The following is a 22,036-nucleotide window of genomic DNA, read 5'->3' on the forward strand; positions in this document are numbered from 1 at the left end:
CTCAGGGGCCCTGCGTCGACAGGAATGCGATGACGTCGGCGCGGTCCTTTGGGTCGAGCAGGCCCGCAAACGCCATCGTCGTGCCGGGCACCATCTTGCGCGGGTTGGTGAGCCAGGCGTCCATGCGCTTGGCGTCCCACTTGCCGCCGAGCGACTTCAACCCAGCGGTGTACGAGAAGCGTGGGCGTCGCTCGCCGATCGGGCCGCCCATAACGCCGTAGAGGTTCGGCCCATCGGTATCGCCCGCATATTGCCCGATCGTGTGGCAGGCGGTGCAGCGGCGGAAGACGCGTTCGCCGCTGGCGATCTGGCTGGTCGTGCCGGCGTCGGGGCTCGAACCACAGCCGGCGAGCGCCAGCGCCAGCAGGGGCCACCGCGGCAGGCTCATCGTTTCTGGCGCGCAGCCAAGGCGAGACCGGCGGCGATCTGCACGACGGCGTAGAGGCGACGGCGGCCGGGCCGGTCGACGAAGGGCTTCACCAGTTTCTCGGTGCCAAGCGCATCGTCCTTCCAGAGATCGACGTGGCGGCGGGGTTGGAGGAGACCAATCAAGCCGTCCCCGACCATGAAGATCGCAGCCATCTCTGCCGCGCGAGAAGGCCACGGCCCGTTCTCCTGCGAACGCAGGAGGCCAGGAGTCGGGGGCGTCGTCTCTTTGTACCCTGGGCCCCCGCTTTCGCGGGGGAACGGTGGAGAGGTCATTGGGGCTTGGCCTTCGCAGTTTGTGCGGCTTTCCAGGCGGCAACGTCTTCCAGTGCCACACTACGCCGCAGGACCAGCGCATCCGGATCGATCACGACATGCGCGCCCGCCGGGACCGACAAGCTCGCCTTCCCCCCAGTCATCGGCAACATCCGCGTCTTGCCGTCGACCTGCACCTGCACCGGCAGCGGGAAGGGGCCGTTCCCCGGCACCTTCCAGGTCAAACCTAGCGTATTCCCCGTCCGCGTCTCGACCAGTTCGGGCAGCGCCGCCTGCCGGAGATACACGTCGAAGAACCACGCATAGTCCTTCCCCGTCACCTTTCGGACGAGCCCCTCATATTCCTTGGTCGACCCGAACCGCGGCGCGAAATTGCCCGGTTTCGGATCCGCGCGCCCATACACCGCCAGCCGCGTGACGTCGAAGAACGCCTTGTCGCCGATGAGCGCCCGGAGCGTGTGGAGCATCCACGAGCCCTTGTAGTAGATGTCCTGCCCCGCACCGCCCTTGTCGAGTTCGTACACCTCCTCCTCGGTGGTGATGCGCTGCTGCGTGATCGGCTTGAGGTTCATGATCGAGGTGCGCTCGGTCTGCATCATCGCTGCATAGCGCGCACGGCCCTCACGCCACTGGCCATAGAGCGGCTGCATGTAGGTGCCATACCCCTCATGCAGCCAGTAATCGTCCCAGTTCGCGGCGGTCAGCTGATTGCCGAACCACTCATGCGCGAATTCGTGCTGGAACAACCAGTCGAATCCCTCCGGCGCCTTGGCGTATTCGTTGCCGTACGCGTTGACCGTCTGGTGCTCCATGCCCTTGTGCGGCGTCTCGACCACGCCGAGCTTTTCGTCGCCGAACGGGTAGGGGCCGATCATGCTCTCGAAGAAATCAAGCGTCGGCGCGAACTCGGCGAACAGCTTTTCCGCCTGCGCCTTTTCGCCCGGCAGATACCAGTAAAACATCGGGATGCTGTTGCCGAAGCGGCTTTTGTACGTGCCGCTGATCTCCTCATACGGCCCGACGTTCAGCGCGATGCCGTAGGTGTTGGGATGCTTGGCGCGCCAGTTCCACGTCGTCCGACCGTCCGCCAGCGTATCGACGCCGAGCAGCACGCCGTTCGATGGCGCCTTCAGCCCCTTCGGCACGGTAATGTGCAGCGTCACCAGCGCGGGCTCACCGGTCGGGAAGTCGAGGCACGGCCAGAACAGGTCGCAACCATAGCCCTCCGCGGTCGTCGCGAACCAGGTGCGGCCGTCGGGCGTCTTCGACCAGACCATGCCGTCGTCCCACGGCGCCTTCACCGCGACGTGCGGCGTGCCGCCATAGGTGATCTTCGCGGTGACCTTGCCGCCCGCCGCGACCGGCTGGGGCAGCGTGATCGTCAGCCGACCCTCGGGATTACTCCACGCCGAGGGGGCGAGCGGCACGCCGTCGATCGCGATCGCGCTGACCGGAAGATTGCGGTCGAGATCGATCGGCAGGCGGTTGAGGGGGGCCTTCGCCGTAAAGACCAGCGTAGCCACGCCGTTCAAGCTCTCCGTCTCGGGCAGCACTTCGAACGCCAGGTCCGCGCTGTCGAACTGGAGTGCGGTCTGCTCGGGTGTCAGTACGCCACCAGACCGCTGCGTCTGCGCGGTGATCGCGGGCTCGCCCTTCTTCGGGAGCGGGGCGGCGGCGAGAAGCGCGGTGGCGCTGGCGGCGAGTAACAGGCGCGAAATCATGCCGCGTTCTCGCGCCTGGGCGGCTCGCGCACAAGTGCGATCCGATACCGCCCGTTCTCCTGCGAACGCAGGAGCCCAGGATCGCGAATACCGCCGCCCGTTACCCTGGACTCCTGCGTTCGCAGGAGAACGGCTGGCGCTTGGGCAACGCGCTAAAACCCCTAACCACCGCCAACCAATTGATGGACGGTTCATCCTCACCATATAAGCTGTAGATTATGCCCCCATGCAGGCACCCACCGGAGCGTTCATGACCCAGTACCCCGTCCTTCCCCTTCGCGACATCGTCGTGTTCCCGCACATGATCGTGCCGCTGTTCGTCGGCCGCGATAAGTCCGTTGCCGCGCTCGAAGCGGCGATGGCGGCGGACAAGGAGATCTATCTCGTCGCGCAGGTCGATCCGGCCGAGGACGATCCTTCGCGCGACGATCTGTATTCGATGGGCGTCACCGCGACCGTGCTCCAGCTTCTGAAGCTCCCCGATGGCACCGTCCGCGTGCTGGTCGAGGGCAAGGGCCGTGCGACTCTGGAAACGCTCGACGAAAGCGGCGACTTCCTCACCGCAACAGTCGAGCCGGTCGCCGATGCCGAGGTCGAGGGGCCGGAGCTCATCGCGCTGATGCGCTCGGTGGTCGACCAGTTCGAAAACTACGCCAAGCTCAACCGCAAGCTCTCGTCGGAAACGTCGGTGCAGCTGTCCGAGATCGAGGACGCGTCGAAGCTCTCCGACGCGGTGATCGCGAACGTCCAGATCAAGGTGGCCGAGAAGCAGGCGATCCTGCTCGAGACCAACCCGTCGAAGCGCCTCGAAATGGCGTTCGCGGCGATGGAGGGCGAGCTGGGCGTTCTTCAGGTCGAGAAGAAGATCAAGAGCCGCGTCAAGCGCCAGATGGAGAAGACGCAGCGCGAATATTACCTCAATGAGCAGTTGAAGGCGATCCAGCGCGAACTCGGGAACGAGGACGGTGAGGGCGAAGGCGACGAGATCGCCGAGCTGACGCAGAAGATCGCGACGCTCAAGATGAGCAAGGAGGCGCGCGGCAAGGCGACGTCGGAGTTGAAGAAGCTCAAGACGATGGCGCCGATGAGCGCCGAGGCGACTGTCGTGCGCAATTATCTCGACGTGCTGCTCGGGCTGCCGTGGGGCAAGAAGTCGAAGATCAAGAAGGACATCGCCGCCGCGCAGGTGACGCTGGACGAGGATCATTACGCGCTCGAGAAGGTGAAGGACCGGATCGTCGAGTATCTCGCGGTGCAGGCGCGCACCAACAAGCTGAAGGGGCCGATCCTGTGCCTCGTCGGCCCTCCGGGTGTCGGCAAGACCTCGCTCGGCAAGTCGATCGCCAAGGCGACCGGGCGCGAGTTCATCCGCCAGTCGCTCGGCGGCGTGCGTGACGAAGCCGAGATTCGCGGGCATCGCCGCACCTATATCGGCTCGCTGCCGGGCAAGATCGTGACGAACCTCAAAAAGGCCGGCACGTCGAACCCGTTGTTCCTGCTCGACGAGATCGACAAGCTCGGCCAGGATTTCCGTGGCGATCCCGCGTCGGCGCTGCTGGAGGTCCTCGATCCGGAGCAGAACGGCAAGTTCCAGGATCATTACCTGGAGGTCGATATCGACCTGTCGGACGTGATGTTCGTCTGCACCGCGAACTCGCTGAACCTGCCCCAGGCGCTGCTCGACCGGATGGAGATCATCCGTCTGGAGGGCTATACCGAGGACGAGAAGGTTGAGATCGCCGAGCGTCATCTGGTCGAGAAGCAGATCGAGGCGCACGGGTTGAAGCCGGGCGAGTTCACGCTGACGCAGGAGGGGCTTCGTACGCTCATCCAGCAGTACACGCGGGAGGCCGGCGTGCGTACGCTGGAGCGCGAGATCGCCAAGCTGTGTCGCAAGGCGCTGCGCCAGATCCTCGAGAACAAGACCACCAGCGTCACGATCACGCCCGAGAACATCGGCGAATATGCTGGCGTGCAAAAGTACCGCCACGGGCTCGGCGAGACCGAAAACCAGATCGGTGCGGTCACCGGGCTTGCCTGGACGGAAGTCGGCGGTGAGTTGCTGACGATCGAGAGCGTGACGGTCGCGGGCAAGGGGCAGGCCAAGCTCACCGGTACGCTCGGTGACGTGATGAAGGAGTCGATCGAGACCGCGTTTAGCTATGTGAAGGCCCGCGCGCCGAGCTACGGGATCAAGCCGAGCCTGTTCGCGCGCAAGGATATTCATATCCATCTGCCCGAGGGTGCGGTGCCGAAGGACGGTCCGTCGGCGGGCATCGGCATGGTCACCTCGATCGTCTCGACGCTGACCGGCGTGCCGATCCGGCGCGAGGTGGCGATGACCGGCGAGGTTACGCTGCGTGGTCGCGTGCTGCCGATCGGTGGCCTCAAGGAGAAGCTGCTCGCGGCGCTCCGTGGTGGGATCGAGACGGTGCTGATCCCGGCCGAGAACGAGAAGGACCTCGCGGAAATCCCGGCGAACATCAAGGCGGGGCTGAAGATCATCCCCGTTTCGCACGTCGACGAGGTGCTTCGTCTGGCGCTGACCGAGCCGCTCGAAGCGATCGAGTGGACCGATGCGGACGAGCTGGCAGCACTGCCACCGGCACCGATCGCGCCGGTCGGGGGTGGCCTTCACCACTGATCCATGTTTGGATCGTAAGCGACAATACGGCGGTTTCGTTTGACAGCAGACGGGGCCGTCGCATTATTGCGCGCTGATTGCGGTCGCGAGTCCATCTCGGCCGATTCGAGTTTTCCCGGGGGATTATATGAACAAGCAGGAGCTGATCGCGACGGTTGCCGACACGTCCGGGCTGGTAAAAGCCGACGCGGTCAAGGCGGTCGAGGCGGTGTTCGATGCGATCGAGGCATCGTTGAAGAAGGGCGACGAGGTTCGCCTGGTCGGTTTCGGCACGTTCTCGATCTCGAAGCGCAAGGCGTCGACCGGCCGTAACCCCCGCACCGGCGAGCCGATGACGATCAAGGCCTCGACCCAGCCGAAGTTCAAGGCTGGCAAGGGCCTGAAGGACGCGGTCAACTAGGACCGGTGTTGATAGGGCTGGACAGGTGGACGGGGTCTGCCTAAAGGCCCGCTTCCGAACGAGTTTCGGGCGCGTAGCTCAGTGGTAGAGCACACCCTTCACACGGGTGGGGTCGCTGGTTCAATCCCAGCCGCGCCCACCAGATTTACGCCGGTCCCTTCGCATGAAGGGGCCGGCGTTGCTGTTTCTGGCGCTGCAGTCTGGTCTGCGTTCCCCCCTCCCTGGAAGGGAGGGGCCGGGGGTGGGTTGGTTTCCGTATTGCCGAACGGTCGCGGCACGAGTGAGCCTACCCACCCCCAACCCCTCCCTTTCAGGGAGGGGCGCAGATCAGGGGATTGCCTACTCGACACCCCAACATGACAGCTTCTTCATTAGGCTGGTTCGTTCGATCGAACTAAACGCTCCCCGTGGTCCAGTCCCGACTCCTAGACATCGCGATCAGCGAATTCGGCAGCAAGGGGCTGGAGGGGGCAAGCACGCGTGCGATCGCTGCGGCAGCGGGCACGGCGATGTCGTCGATCACCTATCACTACGGCGGTAAGGACGGGCTGTACCTCGCCGCGGCGGATCGGATCGCCGAGCGCATGTCCGCGATGATGACCGAGCCGTTCGACGTACCCGCCGGGATCGTCGAGGACGCCGCTGCAGCCCGCACCCGGATCCTTCGGATTTTCGCGCGGCTCGCAGACAAGATGGCGAGCGACGAGAACGCCGACTGGACGCTGTTCATCCTGCGCGAGCAGATGAAACCCGGTGCGGCGTTCGAGCGAATCTATGGCGGCGTGATGGGGCAGATGATCGAGACGCTTGCCGATCTCGTCGCCACCGCGACCGGCTGTACCAGCGCGCGTGTCGCTCGGATCACGACGATCACATTGATGGGGCAGGTCCTCGCGCTGCGATCGAGCCGCGCCACCTTCCTCAAACTGCTTGGGCGCGATGCGCTCGGGGCCGACGACATCCACGATATCAAGGCGCGGATCGACGCCAATATCGACGCCATCCTCGATTCGATGCGTGCTGAAGAACAGGGCCAGGCATGACCGACCAGACGAACCACTCCGACGCCAACCACGACGACGAGGATCGCAAGTCCGATCCGAACGGCGAGGATCAGCAGTCCGACACCGAACAGCAGGACGAGTCCGACGATGACAAGGACGACGACAAGAAGCCGTCGGTCTTCAAGAAGCCGCTGTTCTGGATCATCCTCGTCATCGTCGTCGGCGGGCTGATCATCGGCGGCGTGCTCTACTGGCTGCACGCGCGGCAGTTCGAATCGACCGACGACGCGTTCGTCGACACGCACATCGTCCGTCTTGCGCCACAGGTTGCGGGCACGCTGGTGCAGGTCGCCGACATCGACAACCGCCACGTCGAGGCAGGACGCCTCCTTGCGGTCATCAAGGCATCCGGCCGCGACGCGCAGGTCGCCGAGGCGCAGGCAAACGAATCGCAGGCGCGCGCGCAGTTCGCGCAGGCACAGGCGCAGGTCACCGCTGCCGAAGCGCAACGCCAGCAGGCGGCCGCCCAAGCACGCGTGCCGATGGCGGCGGCGGTAAAGGCGCAGCAGGATCTCGCGCGCTACGAGGCGTTGCTGCGGCTCGATCCGAGCGCGGTTGCCGGTCAACAGCTCGATCAGGCGCGCGCCACCGCTCGCCAGACCGCCGCCGATGCCGCCGCCGCCCGCGAGCAGATCGACACCGCCACCGCGCAGATCAGCGTCGCCAGGAAGCAGGTCGGCGCGGCCAAGTCGGTGATCGACGCCCGTCGTGCGCAGGTCGACCAGGCAAACGTCACGATTGGCGATCTCCGCCTGACCGCGCCGGTCGCGGGGCAAGTCGTCAACCGCTCGGTCAACGTCGGCTCCTATGTCGCGCCCGGCACGCAGCTGATGGCGATCGTCCCCGACACAATGTGGGTGACGGCCAACTTCAAGGAAACGCAACTTACCCTGATGAAGATCGGCCAGCCCGTCGAGATCCATGTCGACGCGTATCCCGGCGTCGACTTCAAGGGGCATGTCGACTCGATCCAGCGCGGCGCCGGCCAGGCGTTCGCCTTGCTGCCTCCGCAGAACGCGACCGGCAACTATGTGAAGGTGGTCCAGCGCGTGCCGGTGCGGATCGTGTTCGACGCCAAGAACGGCCCCGATCCGAAGCGCTATCCGATCGGTCCCGGCATGTCGGTGGTGCCTACCGTCAAGGTGCGCTGAGGTGGCCAAGGCTCCTGCTAAGGCTGATGCGGGCGGCGGTCATACGTGGTCGCCGAGCCGGTCGGCGGCGGGCAAGTACAGCCCGTGGCTGATCGTCGCGATCATCTCGATTCCGACCTTCATGGAGGTGCTCGACACCTCGATCGCCAACGTTGCGCTCGATCATATCTCGGGCGGGCTGTCGATCACCACCGATCAGGCGACCTGGGTGCTGACCAGCTACCTCGTCGCCAACGCGATCGTCATCCCGATCTCGGGCTGGTTGTCGGACGCGATCGGCCGGAAGCGGTATTTCCTGCTGTCCATCGCGCTGTTCACGCTCGCCTCGCTGATGTGTGGCCTTGCGCCCAATATCGCTACGCTCGTCGTCGCACGCGTATTGCAAGGCATAGGCGGCGGCGGTCTGGCGCCGGTCGAGCAGTCGATCCTCGCCGACACCTTCCCGCCGAAACAACGTGGGATGGCGTTCGCCGCCTTCGCGATCGTCGTCGTCGTCGGCCCCGTGCTCGGGCCGACGCTGGGCGGCTACATCGTCGAATATTCCAGCTGGCACTGGGTCTTCCTGATCAACGTGCCGGTCGGCATCGCCGCATGGTTCCTGGTCGAGACGTTCGTCGACGAGCCGGACCAGGTGAAGAAGGACCGCGACGAGCGCTTCAAGAACGGCCTGACGATCGACTATGTCGGCGTCGCGCTGGTCGCACTCGGGCTCGGCTTCCTCGAACTCACCTTCGATCGCGGTGAGCGCGAGGATTGGTTTTCGAGCGGTTTCATCGTCATGTCGGCGATCATCGCCGCGGTGTCGCTGGTCACGCTCGTCATCTGGGAGCTGAACCACAAGGACCCGGTGATCGACCTCAAGCTGCTGAAGAACCGCAACTTCGCGCTGACGATCGGCGTGATGGGCGTCACCGGTATGATCCTGTTCGGCACGACGCAGCTCATTCCGCAGATGCTGCAACAGGTGCTCGGCTACAGCTCGCTCGATGCCGGCCTCGCGCTGACCGCCGGCGGTCTCGCGACGCTCGTCATGGTGCCGTTCGCCGGGCGGCTGAGCGGGCTGGTCGACGTTCGCTTCCTGCTGTTCCCGGCGTTGCTGGTGCAGGCGTTCGCGCTGTGGAACATGAGCCACCTGACCGCCGACATCGCGTTCTCCGATGCGGCGTTCGCCCGGCTGTTCCAGGCGATGGCCCTGCCGTTCCTGTTCGTGCCGATTAACGCGATCGCCTATGTCGGGCTCAAGCAGACGCAGACCGCGCAGGCGTCGAGCCTGCTCAACGTCTCGCGAAACCTGGGCGGGACGATCGGCATCTGTTTCGCGCAGACTCAACTTGCGGGCGGATTGCAGCGGCACCAGTCGGAACTGACGCAGACGCTCAATCCGCTCGATCCGAACTATAACGACTGGATGCAGAAGGCGACGAGCGTGTTCGGCGGGCAGGGCGATGCGACGACGCCGTTGGCCGTTCTCTACAGCCAGATGCAGCGCCAAGCGACGATGCTCGCGTTCCTCGACGTGTTCCGCGCGATGATGGTGGTCGTGCTGGTCGTCGCGCCACTAGTTCTATTCATGCGCTCCGGCAAGACCGGTGGCGCCCCCTCGGGAGGGATGCATTGATGCGTGCGCGGTTCATGGTGGTTGCGGTCGCGGCCCTGCTCGCGGGGTGCACCGTCGGCCCAAATTACGTCGCCCCCGAGATGGCGGTGCCGCCGGCGTTCGTCGGCCCGCAAGCGAGCGTTGGTACTTCGGTTGACCCCGCCCGCTGGTGGTCCGCGTTCGGCGATCCACAGCTGGACGGCCTCGTCGAGCGCGCGTTGAAGGGCAATCCCGACATCGCCATCGCCGCGTCGCGCGTGCGCCAGGCGCGGTTACAGGAGATCGTCGCACGCTCGCAAGGGTTGCCGAGCGTCAACGCCAGCGCCAGCCCGAGCCACATCGAGTTCAGCAAGAACGCCGGCCTCTCGTCGATCGCACGCGCGTTCAGCGGTGGCACGGGTGCAGGGGGCACCGGTTCGACCGGCGGCATCGCTCTCCCCGGCAGCGGGATCACGACCTATTCCGTCGGCTTCGATGCAAGCTGGGAGCTAGACCTGTTCGGCGGAGTCCGGCGCAGCACCGAAGGCGCGCGGGCGCGGACGGAAGCTGCGGTCTGGTCGAAACGCGACGCCGCAGTGACTTTAGCCGCGGAAGTCGCGCAGGCGTATTTCGCGCTGCGGCTCGATCAGGCGCAGATCGTGACGATCGAGGGCGAAATCGTCCGCCAGCGTCGTGCGCTCGAGATCGCCGGCAACACGGCCAAGGTCGGTCTCGTCCCGCCGATCGACGTAACCCGCCAGCGCGCGTCGATCACCTCGACCGAAGCACGCGCCGAACCGGTGCGCGCCGATGTCGACGTACGCATGCACGCGCTGGCGATCCTGCTGGGCGAGCCACCCGCGACGCTGATGTCCGAACTCGCAGCGCCGTCGGTAGCACCGCTCGGCGTACCGTCGATCCCGGCCGGGTTGCCTTCTGAATTGTTGCGCCGTCGCCCCGACATTCGCGCGGCCGAACGCGATCTCGCTGCCTCGACGGCGGATATCGGCGTTGCGGTGGCGGATATGTATCCGAAGTTCAGCCTTACGGGCATGAGCCAGCTGATCTCGACCGCGCTCGGCAATCTGTTCTCGGGTGACAGCCTCCAATTGACCGCGAGCGGCGCGGCGCAGTTCCCCTTGCTCGACTGGGGCCGGCGTAAATCGACCGTGAAGTCGCGCGAGGAAGACCGCGAGCAGGCGTATCTGCGTTACCGCTCGACGGTGTTGCAGGCGTTGCGCGACGTCGAGGATCCGCTCGCACAGATCGCAGCCGAACGACGCCGGAACGCGGCGTTGCAGCGGGCCGTGGTCGATGCACAGAGCAGCGCGAAGGCGGCGGAGTCGCAGTACCGGACCGGCTTCGTGGCGCAGACGACGCTGCTGAACGCGGAGACGGACGTGCTGACCGCGCGCGAACAGCTGGTGTCGAGCGATGCGCAGTTGCGGCAGCTGACGGTCGCGTTGTTCAAGGCGCTTGGTGGGGGGTGGGAGCGGGCGGAGTAGGGGGCGCGTGCTTCAACACGTCCGTCACCCGAACCCACTTGTTCTCCCGCGAAGGCGGGAGCCCAGACTGGGCTCCCGCCTTCGCGGGAGAACAAGCTAGTTACAGAACCGCACCTGTCCGGCGCCCACCCCGGCGAAGGCCGGGGCCCAGTTGGGGGACGTTGCCAACTATGGACCGCGCTTCGTTACCTCGACCTCGCCAACTGGGCCCCGGCCTTCGCCGGGGTGGTGGTCTCTTTTGGAGACCGTTGCTCCAAGGGTAGTGGGTATTTAAAATGGGCGGCCAAACGACCGCCCCAAAATCACTTCTTCTTGTTCTTCCGCGCCGCATACTTGGCGTCACGAATCGCCTTCTTCTCGGCGTCGGTCAATTCGACCTTAGCCTCGGCCTCGCGCTTCTTAGCAGCAGCAGCCTCAGCTTCAGCCTTTTTCGCAGCCTTGGCCTCATCCTCTGCGGCACGCTTGGCAGCGCGCTTCTCGCGCTCGGCCAATTCCTTGGCCTCGCGCGCGGCAAGGCGCTCGGCGACGACGGCTTCGTCGATCGGCGGCTTGGCACGCAGCGCTTCTAGCGCCTTCTGCTTGGCGGCGGCTGCGCTGCTCGTACGGTCCTGGAAGCTGGGGTCCTTGAAAGAGGCCATTGTCGTCGAATAATCCTGTAATATTGGTCTGACCGTCCGCACGCAGGAATGCGTGGGCAGTGACTCTGGCAGCGCCTGTAAATCATCGCGCGCCGGATCGGAAGAGATGTGTTCGATAGCGCGGTTTTCAACCCCATGGGCCTGCAGCGCCCCGATCGACAGTCATCGAACCGTCATATCATAGTCATGCAAGCGTAACCGAAATCGCATCGCGGCGTCATCTGGCCAGCCTAACCGCCATGTCACGGTCGGCAGGGGGGAGCCTGGGTCGATCCGAACAATCAACGGTACGACTCGGGAGTCCTTTGCATGACCAGCTTTACTCGCCTCGGCACGATCCTGCTGACCGGCACGGCCTGCCTCGCACTCACCGCATGCGGCGGTGCCGACGACGTCGCTTCGCCGGGCGCAGGCACGGTGATCATCACCCCGCCAGCCACGCCGACCCCGACGCCGTCCACGCCGACGCCGACCCCATCGGCGATCACGGCCGCTCAGTTCGCCTCGACCTCGGGCGGCCGCTCGGACGGCACGATCACGATCAGCGCCGACGAGCAGCTTGCGATCGTCAACGCCGGCACCAACAACAACGTCAGCGGCACCAACGTCCTGACCGGCGTGTACCCGACCGCCGCGACCTCCGCCACGACCGCGACCGACCCGTCGTCGATCAACCCGTTCTTCGCCAGCACCAACTTCGTCGGCGCGCTCAACGGCCCGACCGACACCGCGTTCCAGGGCTGGACCTGCGCCTCCACGTCGGCCGAGTTCGGCGGCAGCACGACCGCGCGCTGCACTGCGGTTCCTGCCGTCGGCGCTGGCGGTTCGGCCGCAGCGTGCCCGACCGGCACGATCGACGACGGCCTGGTCCAGACGTTCCGCGCCTGCCGTTTGCCGACCAACATCACGTCCAGCCTGACGCTGCCGAAGATCGCTGGCGTGTTCTACCGCCTGCGTGGCCAGACCGAAGTCGGCGCCGATGTCGGCACGACCGGTGCCGATACCGGCGTGACGCTGACGATCGCACCGGGCGTCGTCGTCGCCGCGGACTCGACCGAAGTCACCGCCGATCTCCTGCTCGTCAATCGCGGGTCGAAGATCAGCGCCGTCGGTACGCGCGACGCGCCGATCATCTTCACGTCGCAGCAGAACCTGACCGCCAACGGCGTCAGCGATGCGACGCAGGGCCAGTGGGGCGGGATCATCCTGCTCGGCCGCGCCCCCGTCGCGGTCTGCGCCACGGGTACCGGTCCGAACAACGCCGGCGGCACGAGCACGACCTGCCAGCAGGCGATCGAAGGCGTCACCGGTCGCTTCTACGGTGGCCCGACGGCAGCCGACAACAGCGGCACGATGCAGTATGTCCAGATCCGCTACAGCGGCATCGCGATCAGCGACGGCAACGAGCTCCAGGGCCTGACGCTCGGCGGCACCGGTTCGGGCACGACGATCGATCACGTCCAGAGCCACAATTCGGCCGATGACGGCATCGAGATCTTCGGCGGCACCACGAACATCAAGTATTTCGCGGTCACCGGCGCAGACGACGACGGCTATGATATCGACAACGGGTATCGCGGCTTCATGCAGTTCATCATCGCCGCACAGCGCCTGCTGGGTGCGACCGCCGACTCGTTCTCGACCGAGATCGACTCGAACGGTGCCGAGGATCTGCTGCCCCGTACGTTCGGTCAGTATTCGAACTTTACGTTCGTGCAGACCGCGCTCGCGCCGGCCGCTATCCGCCAACGCGGTGGTTCGGACATGCGCTTCATCAACGGCATCGTGAAGTCGCCGGCGACCGTCGCCTGCCTCAACCTGATCGCGCAGGAAACCAGCCAGGCCGATCGCTCGACGATCCGCGCGGCCGATGCCTCGAAGCAGGACCAGGGCCCGCCGATCTTCACCTCGGTCTACTTCAACTGCAACGGCCGGTAACGCTTCCGGTCGGCTCTCCGCAGTCGATGATGTGAGCAGCGATGCCGGGGTGGTTCCAAAGACCGCCCCGGCATTCGCCCATAGACCCCCTGATCTGGATATTCGGCCATGCAAACGCGCTTCGGCTATGCCACCTTACTTCTCCTGACCTCGCAGCTGGTCGCGCCGGCCGTGCTCGCCCAGACCGGCGGCGCTGCACCGGCTCCTGCCGCATCGCCGCCCGCATCGACGACACCGACCGGGCCGACCTCGACGCCGGTGGACACGTCCGCGCCACAAGCCGCCGGAGCGCAGGCCGAAGTGTCGGCTCCTGGCTTCGACGCCAATGGCGGCGAGGACATCGTCGTCGTCGGCCGCAACATCCCGAATTTCGTCCGCGCGACCCCGCAGGTCGTCTCGATCCTGTCGACCGAGGACATCGCGCGCACCGGCGAAGGCGACATCGCCGGCGCGCTGTCGCGCGTCACCGGTCTCAGCATCGTCGGTAACGGCTTCGTCTACGTCCGCGGTCTCGGCGATCGCTACTCGTCGTCGCTGCTCAACGGCTCGCCACTGCCAAGCCCCGAGCCGCTCCGCCGTTCGGTCCCGCTCGACATCTTCCCGACCACGATCGTCGGCTCCGCGCTGGTCCAGAAGACCTATTCGGTGAACTATCCCGGCGAGTTCGGCGGCGGCGTGATCAACCTCACGACCAAGGCGATCCCGGACAAGAACTTCCTGTCGTTCGGCGGCTCGGTCTCGGCCGACACCGCGACCACCAGCGAACTCGGCTACACCTATTATGGCGGCGATGCCGACTGGATCGGCTTCGACGACGGCACGCGCAAGGTGCCGAGCTTCATCAAGAACGCGCCGAGCGGCACCGGCAACATCTCTGCCGCGCAGGCTGCGACGCTCAGCAACGCCTCGACTTCGCTGCTCCAGCGCAACAACCAGCTCCCCGCCAATTTCTCGGGCGAGATCAGCGGCGGCTCGGTGTTCGACATCGGTTCGGGCCGGCTCGGCGTGATCGCATCGGTCAGCGCGAGCAACACCTTCCGCACCCGCAGCATCACGCAGCAGGATTCGGTCACCAACGAAGGTCTGCTCCGCAACGATTTCCAGACTTTGCTGACCGACAACCGGATCGTCGCCAACGCGCTGATCGGCGTCGGCTACGAGTTCGGCGAGAACAGCATCAAGCTGACCAACGTCTATATCCACGACACGCTGAAGCAGGCGCGTGGGTCGGCGGCGACCACCTACAACAACTCGAGCGGCCTGCGTTTCCAGCAGAACACCAACTGGTTCGAACGCCAGCTGTTCGAGAGCCAGCTGGTTGGTGCGTTCAAGCCCGTCGACGCGCTGACGCTCGACGTCCGCGGTGCCTATGCCAATTCGAAGCGCAATGCGCCGTACGAGCGGCAGTTCGACTATCTCTGCTCGAACACCACCACGACCGGTCGGCCGATCACGGTGCAGGATCCGAACGGGACCGGCGGCGCGCAGTGCAACGGCGCGTATCAGGTGACGCAGCGCTTCTCGCCGTTCGCGTCGATCATCTTCAGCGAACTGAAGGAAGACCTCTACAGCGGCCAGGCGGACGCGGCGTACAAGCTGTCGACCGAGCGGCCGATGACGCTGTCGACCGGCTATTTCTACTCGGATACGAAGCGCACGTCGTCGCGTCTCCAGTTCAACTACCAGACGCCGCGCGGTGGTGGCACCGCGCCGGGCTATCCGTACAATCTGCTCCGTCCGGATTACCTGCTCGCGATCGATACCAACGATCCGCTGAACTCGCTCGAATTGCAGTTCAACACCCCGCTCGGTGCGTATCAATATGATGCGTCGCTGCGGATTCATGCGGGCTACGTCCAGGCCGAGGCCGAGGCGACCGACGGTGTCCGCGCGACGATCGGCGTGCGCTACGAGACGGCGGACGAGCGGGTGACCCCGATCGGCGCGACCACGACGCGGCTGAAGAACGATTACTTCCTGCCGGCCTCGACGCTGACCTGGAATTTCGCGCCCGACATGCAGCTTCGCGCCAGCGCGTCGAAGACGATCTCGCGCCCGCAGTTCCGCGAGCTCGCGCCACAGCAGTTCCGCGATCCCGAATCGGATCGCCTGTTCTTCGGTAACCCGCTGTTGCAGGATACCAAGCTCTACAATCTCGATGCGCGGTACGAATGGTTCTTCGCGCGTGACCAGCGCTTCACGCTCGGCGCGTTCTACAAGCGGATCGACAAGCCGATCGAGCAGGTCGGTTTCTACACCGGCGCCGACGATCGTCTCCAGACGGGCTTCACCAACCTGCCCAAGGCCAAGCTGTACGGCGGCGAGGTTGAGTTCCAGAAATACGTGCCGCTCGACACGCTGGGCAGCGATTTCTTCGCGACGCGCCGCCTGCTGTTCATCGCCAACTACACCTATACGCAGTCATCGATCACGGTGGATGGCAGCTGCGTCCCGAATGTCGTTGACCAGACGACCAAGGTTGCGGGCTGTCAGACCGGCTTCGCGCCCGCCACGGGTAACTTCCGCGACGGCGCGCCGCTCACCGGCCAGTCGGACCACCTCGTCAACGTCCAGCTCGGGCTGGAGGACACCAAGCGGCTGTCGCAGATCACGTTGTTGTTCAACTACGCCAGCGACCGCGTAACCAACCGCGGCCCGTCGAACCTCGGCGGCACGGGCTTCTTGCCCGACATCATCGAGAAGCCCGGCATCCGCCTCGATCTCGTCGCCCGCCAGGGTATCGAACTGCGCGGCGCCAAGTTCGAGGTGAAGGCCGAGGCACGCAACCTCACCAAGACGCGCTTCACCGAGGGGCAGACGTTCGAGAACGGCAACAAGGTGTACATCAACCGGTATAATCTAGGTCAGGTGTTCACGCTGGGCATCAGCACGACGTTCTGAGGAAGGGGGGCGGTCGTTCAGGTTGCGCTCCGGTGGCGAGCGCACTCGGAGCGACCGACCTCCCAAGAAGATGACCTCCCCGGCGAAGGCCGGGGCCCAGTTGAAAAGGTCGGTGTAGCGTAGCGCCGTCCTCCGTCAGCAACGTCGCCCAACTGGACCCCGGCCTTCGCCGGGGAGGTGCTTTAAGGGCGCTAGGTGCTGAGCGCGGGCGCCGCCGCTGCGCCTATCTAACCGCACTCGTCCGACCGATCATGGCCTTAGACCAAGCCTAACCCCAAAGCTTTTCGCGAAACCATTTGGTGATCACGTACTTGACCCCCGCGCGCACCTTCATCCCGTGATGCAGCGTCGCCGGATTCATGCTCCCATCGGCGCGCCGGTTGTTCCAAGCGAGCAGCTTGCCCGTTTCCGGCTGGACGATCTTGTCGATCGCCTTGAACCGCGTCGCGCCGCCGGCTTCCGGCTGGTTGAGGTAGATCATGACGGTCCACGTCCGATTGCCCGCGACCCCGCAATAACGCTGATAATCGACGCCGTTCGGCTCGAAATAATCGGTGTGTCCCTTGAACTCCTGCCCGACCGCGTAGCGCTGCCCCTGGAGCGGTTCGCCGTACACCGAGTCGAGTCCGGTCAGTGCCGCGATCCGGCGCTCGACCTCGATCGCGACCGGATCGAGCGGCGACAGATCGCCCGTCTCGCTCGTGCGATAGTTCGCATCGCCGTTCGAATCGGAGATCGTCGATGGCCGCCGCACCGCGTCGATACGCTCGATCAACGTCGCGCACAGGTCCGGCGGCAGGAAGTCGCGCCGCACGAACAGGTCGAGCTTGGGGCTCGGTACGCGCTGCACGCCGGGTACGGACAGCCGCGCGATGATCGCTTCGGGAGGCAGGCCGGAGCCGCTGGACGGGACAGGATCGGACATACGCGTCTTCTGCCCATCGCCGACGCGAAGCGCTACCCCATCAGAATCGAAGCAACCAACGCGCAAGCCATTGACGCGGAATTGTAACATGGCATGCCTACGCGACGAAGAGAGCGGGAAATTGGGGTGGGTCGCGGATGCGATTGAAGCTGGACGCGCGGGCGCGCCGTATCTTGCGGCGTATGCCGGTCGTGAATGTCTATAGTGTCGTCGAACTCGCGCTGCTGGCCGGACTGGCGGTGCAGTGCGCGCGGCTGGCGTGGACGATCGTGACGCCGATAACGCCGCTCGGCGACTGGCGTCCGGCCGCGCCGGTGGTGGTCGGTTCGCCCGCGGATATCCTGCGCGGTTTCGATCCGTTTTTCCGCCTCGGTGGTGCAGCCGGTGCGCCCGCTACGGTCACGTCGCTCCAGTTGACCCTGTTCGGCACGCGGATCGATGAAGCGATGGGCCGCAGCTCCGCGATCATCGCCGGTCCCGACGGCGTCCAGCAGAGCGTCGCGGTCGGCGACGAGATCCAGCCCGGCGTGCGTTTGAAGGCGGTCGCGTTCGATCACGTCACGATTGATCGCGGCGGCGCCGACGAGGACCTGTTCCTCGACCAGTCGGGCGCCGTCACGCCGGTCGTCCCCGGCGCGGCGCCAGCGGGTGCGCCCGGTGCCGTTGCCCCCGTCGTCGGCATCCCCGTCGCGCAGTTGCGCAGCGAGATCGGCTTCATCCCCCGCATTGACGGCGGCCGCATCAGCGGGCTCACCGTCCGCTCGCAAGGCTCGGGCAACGCGTTCCGCTCGGCCGGGCTCAAGGACGGCGACGTCGTCACCTCGATCGGCGGGCGTCCCGTTTCCGGTCCCGGCGACCTCGACCGCATCGCCAAGGATTTCGCGGGCGGCGGCAACGTCCCCATCACCGTAGAACGCGGCCAGGATACCCTGCCGCTCGCCATCACGATCGCGCCCCCTCAATGAAAAAACTGTTTCTCGGCCCCGTCGCAGCCCTCGCGCTGGCAGCCGGCGTTCATGCCCAGACCACGCTCAACGTCCGCGATGCCGATATCCGCGCGTTCATCGCCGATGCCGCCAAGGTCACCGGGCGGACGTTCATCATCGACAACCGCGTCGCCGGCAAGGTGACGGTGGTCACCGATCGCCCGCTGTCGCGCTCCGAATATTTCGAGATCTTCCTCTCGACGTTGCGCGCAAACGGCCTCGTCGCGGTGCCGACCTCGGGCGGGGCGTTCCGCGTCCAGCCGCTCGACAACGCCGCTTCGCAGCCGAGCCGGATCGGCGTCGCAGGCGCCGCGCGCAACAGCTACGTCACCGAGATCATCCGCCTCCGCGCGATCGACGCGCAGTCCGCAGTCGAGACCGTCCGTCCGCTGGTCAGCGCGCAGGGTTCGGTCAGCGCGAACCGCGGCGGCAACAGCCTCGTCGTGGTTGATTTCGCCGACAACATCCGCCGCATCCGCGAAGTCCTCCGCCGGATCGACACCGACACATCCTCCACCCGCGTCGTCGCGCTGAAGAACGCCAGTGCGAAGGAAATCGCGACTGCGCTCCAGGGGCTCATCGGCGCCGGCACGGGCGGCGGACAGGGCGGGCAGGGCGGTGGTGCCGCCGCCGGCCCGAGCGCATCTGTGGTCGCAGTCGAAGGCTCGAACGCGGTCGCGCTACGCGGTGATCCGACCACCGTCGCCCGCCTTGCGCAGGTCGCCGCCGACCTCGACCAGAAGGCGCGCAACGGTACCGAGATCAAGGTCGTCTTCCTCGAGAACGCCGACGCCGAGCAGCTGCTGCCGGTGTTGCAGGAACTCGTCGGCCAGACCCCGACGCAGCCCGTGCAGACGGCATTGTCGCGCTCGAACTTCGGATCGAGCAGCACCAACGGCGCGTCCGGCGGCCAGTCGAACTTCTCGCAGCCGCAAATCCCGCAGTCTGGCCCTTCGTCGAGCGGCGGGGGCGGCGGATCGGGCCAGGCTGCGATCACCGCGGCCGGCGGCAAGACCGCCGCGGTCGTCACGCGCTTTGCCGGCGCCAACGCGATCGTCATCGCCGCGCCTGCCGAGATCCAGCGCCAGTTGAACGAGGTCGTCCGCCAGCTCGATACGCGCCGCGAACAGGTACTCGTCGAGGCGATCGTCGCCGAAGTCTCCGATTCGACCGCGCGCACGCTCGGGGCGCAGTTCATCGTCGGCGATCCGAGCGGCGGCGCGTTCGGCGCGTCGACCTTCTCGAACTCCGCGCCCAACATCCTGCAGATCGCCGGCGCGATCGGCGCGCGCTCGATCGGCGGCAACGGCACGACGGTCGTCGCGCCCGATGGCACGCGCACCGAAACGAACACGCCCAACGCCGCGGCGGACGCGCTGCAGCAGTCGGCGATCGCGTCGATCCTCGCAGCCACCGGCGGCTTTGGCGGGTTCGGCGGCAAGATCGGCAGCACGTTCTTCGGCGCGATCATCAACGCGGTGAAGAGCGACACGACCTCGAACCTGCTCCAGGTCCCGCACCTCGTCACGCTCGACAACCAGGAGGCGCACAGCCTCGTCGGGCAGGAGATTCCGATCACCACGGGGCAGGCGCTCAGCACCAATTTCGACAACGCCTTCCGCACGACGCAGCGCCAGAATGTCGGCATCGAGCTGACCGTCCGGCCGCAGGTGAACTCGTCGGGCACCGTGAAGCTCAACCTCCGCCTCGAGGTCAGCTCGATCGCCGGGCCGGTGTCGAGCGACAATAGTGACCTGATCCTCAACAAGCGCGAGGTCGAGACCGTCCGCACCGTCGACGACGGCCAGATCGCGGTGATCAGCGGTCTGCTCGACGATAACGAGCGGCGCACGATCGAGAAGATCCCGCTGCTCGGCGACATCCCCGTGCTCGGCCATCTGTTCACGTCGAAGGCGAAACAGCGGTCGAAGACCAACCTGATGATCTTCATCCGCCCAACGATTTTGCGCACCGCGGAAGACAGCCGCAAGCTGACCGAGCAGCGCTACGGCTATGTCCGCCTGCAACAGGGTCTGCAGGAGCCGGGCGCTGAGCCGTCGATCGACCAGCTCGTCCGCGATTACATGGGCGCCGCGCCGCCGATCCCGAGCGCGCCGATCCCCGGCAGCATCGAAGACCCGCGCATCGCTGTCCCGGTCCGCACCTCGACGATGGTCGTGCGACCAAAGAAATGATCATCCGCGAAGGCCACGAGATCGACGCAACTTCTCCCCTCCCGCTTGCGGGAGGGGTCGGGGGTGGGCCTGTCTTACTCCCGGACGACGCGATCGAGGGGTATGTCATTCCGTCCCCCAACCCCTCCCGCGAGCGGGAGGGGAGCAGTGACCTCCCCCAGATCACCATCCCCTACGCCTTCGCCCGAAAGTTCGGCGTCGTCATCGACCACACCGACACGGACTCCCACCTCACCATCGCCATGCGCGCCGGCGCCGACCCGAAAGTCCTGCTAGAACTCCGCCGCTACCTCGCCCGCCCGTTCGACGTCACCTTCGTCGAACAGGTCGCGTTCGATCGCCTCCTGTCGAACGTCTACGCGATGGACGGCCAGGCCAACGCGCTCGCCGCGGTCGGCATGGGCGACGAACTCGACCTGCTCGCCGGCGACATGCCGACCGCGGAGGACCTGCTCGACACCGCCGACGACGCTCCCGCGATCCGCCTCATCAACGGCATCATCGCCGACGCCGCGCGAAACGGCGTGTCCGACATCCACATCGAGCCATATGAGTCCGGCCTAGTCGTCCGCATGCGCATCGACGGTGTGCTCCGCGAAACGCTGCGCATGCCGCCCAACGTTGCCCCGGTCGTCGTCAGCCGCATCAAGGTCATGGCGCGCCTCGACATCGCCGAACGCCGCGTCCCGCAGGACGGTCGTATGGGGCTGACACTGGGCGGCAAGCTGCTCGACGTCCGCGTCTCGACACTGCCGTCCCGCGCAGGCGAACGCGTGGTGTTGCGTATCCTCGACAAGGAAAACGCCGGCATCGATCTCGAAGCGCTCGGCCTGCCGCCCGCACTGTTCGCGCTGCTCAACGAAGCGCTGAGCGAGCCCAACGGCATCATCCTCGTCACCGGCCCGACCGGTTCGGGCAAGACGACCTCGCTCTACGCCGCACTGCGACTGCTCAACGACGGCAGCCGCAACATCCTCACCGTCGAGGACCCGGTCGAGTACGCGGTCGACGGCGTCGGCCAGACCCAGGTGAACCCCAAGGTCGGTCTCACCTTCGCGGCAGGCTTGCGCGCGATCCTCCGCCAGGATCCCGACGTCGTCATGGTCGGCGAAATCCGCGACCGCGAGACCGCCGAGATCGCCGTGCAGGCGTCGCTCACCGGCCATCTCGTGCTGTCGACGGTCCACACCAACGACGCGATCGGCGCGATTACCCGCATGCGCGACATGAAGGTCGAGAGCTTCCTGCTCGCCTCCACGTTGCGTGCGGTGATCGCGCAGCGCCTTGTTCGGCGGCTCTGCCCTACGTGTCGCAAAGCCGTGCCCGCGTCGGATACGGTCGCCCCGCTGCTTGGTATCGCTTCCGACGCAGTCGTCTACGTCGCGCAAGGCTGCGAAGACTGCAACCAGACCGGCTACAAGGGGCGTATAGGAGTCTTCGAAGCGGTCCGCATCGACGACACGATCCGCCGCCTGATCAACACCGACGGCCACGAATCGGAGATTACCGCGCACGCGTTCGCCAAGTCCCCGAACCTGGCGCAATCGGCCCGCGACCTGGTCCTCTCCGGCCAGACCACCGCCGAAGAAGCGGTAAGAGTATCCCGCCGCGACACGACCGAAGTCGTCGAGGATACAGCAGTTGCATAACGCCCTAAAAATCCTCCCCGGAACGGGGAGGGGGACCAACG

Annotated in this window: 16 protein-coding genes and 1 tRNA gene; 12 read left to right on the top strand and 5 right to left on the bottom strand. The window is 65.9% G+C overall.

Going from position 1 to position 22,036, the window contains the following annotated elements; genetic code table 11:
- Position 1: 1 nt before the first annotated feature.
- From ASE82_RS01510 to ASE82_RS01520, 3 genes are all read right to left on the bottom strand, one after another.
- Positions 2 to 388: a c-type cytochrome gene (locus tag ASE82_RS01510; protein ID WP_082440967.1), complete on the bottom strand. Its 387-nt coding sequence runs from the start codon at positions 386 to 388 to the stop codon at positions 2 to 4.
- Positions 385 to 582 (bottom strand): hypothetical protein, encoded by a 198-nt coding sequence (locus ASE82_RS01515; RefSeq protein WP_056057985.1) that lies wholly within the window; start codon positions 580 to 582, stop codon positions 385 to 387. The genes ASE82_RS01510 and ASE82_RS01515 overlap by 4 nt, the downstream gene beginning before the upstream one ends.
- A gap of 116 nt (positions 583 to 698) precedes the next feature.
- On the bottom strand, positions 699 to 2,423 hold the full coding sequence (locus tag ASE82_RS01520; RefSeq protein ID WP_056057988.1) for a M1 family metallopeptidase: 1,725 nt from the start codon (positions 2,421 to 2,423) through the stop codon (positions 699 to 701).
- Positions 2,424 to 2,673: 250 nt separating this feature from the next.
- On the opposite strand from ASE82_RS01520, the gene lon reads away from it, so the two are divergent.
- From lon to ASE82_RS01555, 7 genes are all read left to right on the top strand, one after another.
- The gene (lon, locus tag ASE82_RS01525; protein ID WP_056057990.1) at positions 2,674 to 5,067 is read left to right on the top strand and encodes an endopeptidase La; all 2,394 of its coding nucleotides are present in this window, start codon (positions 2,674 to 2,676) and stop codon (positions 5,065 to 5,067) included.
- A 103-nt stretch (positions 5,068 to 5,170) separates the two neighbouring features.
- Positions 5,171 to 5,467, top strand: coding sequence for an HU family DNA-binding protein (locus ASE82_RS01530; protein ID WP_268795398.1), 297 nt, complete (start codon positions 5,171 to 5,173; stop codon positions 5,465 to 5,467).
- A gap of 67 nt (positions 5,468 to 5,534) precedes the next feature.
- Positions 5,535 to 5,609: transfer RNA gene (locus ASE82_RS01535), tRNA-Val, on the top strand.
- Between the two features lie 265 nt (positions 5,610 to 5,874).
- Positions 5,875 to 6,510 (top strand): CerR family C-terminal domain-containing protein, encoded by a 636-nt coding sequence (locus tag ASE82_RS01540; RefSeq protein ID WP_056057992.1) that lies wholly within the window; start codon positions 5,875 to 5,877, stop codon positions 6,508 to 6,510.
- The gene (locus tag ASE82_RS01545; protein ID WP_056057995.1) at positions 6,507 to 7,682 is read left to right on the top strand and encodes an HlyD family secretion protein; all 1,176 of its coding nucleotides are present in this window, start codon (positions 6,507 to 6,509) and stop codon (positions 7,680 to 7,682) included. The genes ASE82_RS01540 and ASE82_RS01545 overlap by 4 nt, the downstream gene beginning before the upstream one ends.
- Before the next feature lies 1 nt (position 7,683).
- On the top strand, positions 7,684 to 9,300 hold the full coding sequence (locus tag ASE82_RS01550; RefSeq protein WP_056057998.1) for a DHA2 family efflux MFS transporter permease subunit: 1,617 nt from the start codon (positions 7,684 to 7,686) through the stop codon (positions 9,298 to 9,300).
- Positions 9,300 to 10,763, top strand: a complete 1,464-nt coding sequence (locus ASE82_RS01555; protein ID WP_056058001.1) for an efflux transporter outer membrane subunit — start codon at positions 9,300 to 9,302, stop codon at positions 10,761 to 10,763. Before ASE82_RS01550 ends, ASE82_RS01555 begins: the two co-directional genes overlap by 1 nt.
- A gap of 302 nt (positions 10,764 to 11,065) precedes the next feature.
- Here the strand turns inward: ASE82_RS01555 and ASE82_RS01560 are convergent, their stop codons facing one another.
- Positions 11,066 to 11,401: a DUF6481 family protein gene (locus ASE82_RS01560; RefSeq protein ID WP_056058003.1), complete on the bottom strand. Its 336-nt coding sequence runs from the start codon at positions 11,399 to 11,401 to the stop codon at positions 11,066 to 11,068.
- A 309-nt stretch (positions 11,402 to 11,710) separates the two neighbouring features.
- On the opposite strand from ASE82_RS01560, the gene ASE82_RS01565 reads away from it, so the two are divergent.
- Positions 11,711 to 13,339, top strand: a complete 1,629-nt coding sequence (locus ASE82_RS01565) for a hypothetical protein (RefSeq protein WP_056058006.1) — start codon at positions 11,711 to 11,713, stop codon at positions 13,337 to 13,339.
- A gap of 108 nt (positions 13,340 to 13,447) precedes the next feature.
- Entirely contained in the window at positions 13,448 to 16,240 is a 2,793-nt protein-coding gene (locus ASE82_RS01570; protein WP_056058009.1) for a TonB-dependent receptor domain-containing protein, read from the top strand.
- 268 nt (positions 16,241 to 16,508) lie between these two features.
- On the opposite strand, the gene ASE82_RS01575 is transcribed toward ASE82_RS01570, so the two are convergent.
- Positions 16,509 to 17,165, bottom strand: a complete 657-nt coding sequence (locus ASE82_RS01575) for a prolyl hydroxylase family protein (protein ID WP_056059512.1) — start codon at positions 17,163 to 17,165, stop codon at positions 16,509 to 16,511.
- A gap of 137 nt (positions 17,166 to 17,302) precedes the next feature.
- Here ASE82_RS01575 and ASE82_RS01580 point away from each other — a divergent pair, with 137 nt between their 5' ends.
- Genes ASE82_RS01580 through ASE82_RS01590 form a run of 3 tightly spaced genes read left to right on the top strand, consistent with a single transcriptional unit; the run spans position 17,303 to position 21,995 of the window.
- Positions 17,303 to 18,130, top strand: coding sequence for a type II secretion system protein N (locus tag ASE82_RS01580; protein ID WP_056058012.1), 828 nt, complete (start codon positions 17,303 to 17,305; stop codon positions 18,128 to 18,130).
- On the top strand, positions 18,127 to 20,346 hold the full coding sequence (gene gspD, locus ASE82_RS01585) for a type II secretion system secretin GspD (protein ID WP_056058015.1): 2,220 nt from the start codon (positions 18,127 to 18,129) through the stop codon (positions 20,344 to 20,346). The genes ASE82_RS01580 and gspD overlap by 4 nt, the downstream gene beginning before the upstream one ends.
- Complete coding sequence (locus ASE82_RS01590) at positions 20,343 to 21,995, top strand: GspE/PulE family protein (RefSeq protein WP_082440968.1); 1,653 nt, start codon at positions 20,343 to 20,345, stop codon at positions 21,993 to 21,995. Before gspD ends, ASE82_RS01590 begins: the two co-directional genes overlap by 4 nt.
- Positions 21,996 to 22,036: the final 41 nt, after the last annotated feature.

Origin of the sequence: Sphingomonas sp. Leaf230 (genome assembly GCF_001421745.1) — a bacterium.
Taxonomy (GTDB): domain Bacteria; phylum Pseudomonadota; class Alphaproteobacteria; order Sphingomonadales; family Sphingomonadaceae; genus Sphingomonas.

Bases quoted from the DNA above. Each gene is read 5' to 3' on its own strand.
- ASE82_RS01510 (WP_082440967.1), bottom strand. From the start codon at position 388: ATGAGCCTGCCGCGGTGGCCCCTGCTGGCGCTGGCGCTCGCCGGCTGT.
- ASE82_RS01515 (WP_056057985.1), bottom strand. From the start codon at position 582: ATGGCTGCGATCTTCATGGTCGGGGACGGCTTGATTGGTCTCCTCCAA.
- ASE82_RS01520 (WP_056057988.1), bottom strand. From the start codon at position 2,423: ATGATTTCGCGCCTGTTACTCGCCGCCAGCGCCACCGCGCTTCTCGCC.
- lon (WP_056057990.1), top strand. From the start codon at position 2,674: ATGACCCAGTACCCCGTCCTTCCCCTTCGCGACATCGTCGTGTTCCCG.
- ASE82_RS01545 (WP_056057995.1), top strand. From the start codon at position 6,507: ATGACCGACCAGACGAACCACTCCGACGCCAACCACGACGACGAGGAT.
- ASE82_RS01555 (WP_056058001.1), top strand. From the start codon at position 9,300: ATGCGTGCGCGGTTCATGGTGGTTGCGGTCGCGGCCCTGCTCGCGGGG.
- ASE82_RS01560 (WP_056058003.1), bottom strand. From the start codon at position 11,401: ATGGCCTCTTTCAAGGACCCCAGCTTCCAGGACCGTACGAGCAGCGCA.
- ASE82_RS01565 (WP_056058006.1), top strand. From the start codon at position 11,711: ATGACCAGCTTTACTCGCCTCGGCACGATCCTGCTGACCGGCACGGCC.
- ASE82_RS01570 (WP_056058009.1), top strand. From the start codon at position 13,448: ATGCAAACGCGCTTCGGCTATGCCACCTTACTTCTCCTGACCTCGCAG.
- ASE82_RS01575 (WP_056059512.1), bottom strand. From the start codon at position 17,165: ATGTCCGATCCTGTCCCGTCCAGCGGCTCCGGCCTGCCTCCCGAAGCG.
- ASE82_RS01580 (WP_056058012.1), top strand. From the start codon at position 17,303: ATGCGATTGAAGCTGGACGCGCGGGCGCGCCGTATCTTGCGGCGTATG.
- gspD (WP_056058015.1), top strand. From the start codon at position 18,127: ATGAAAAAACTGTTTCTCGGCCCCGTCGCAGCCCTCGCGCTGGCAGCC.
- ASE82_RS01590 (WP_082440968.1), top strand. From the start codon at position 20,343: ATGATCATCCGCGAAGGCCACGAGATCGACGCAACTTCTCCCCTCCCG.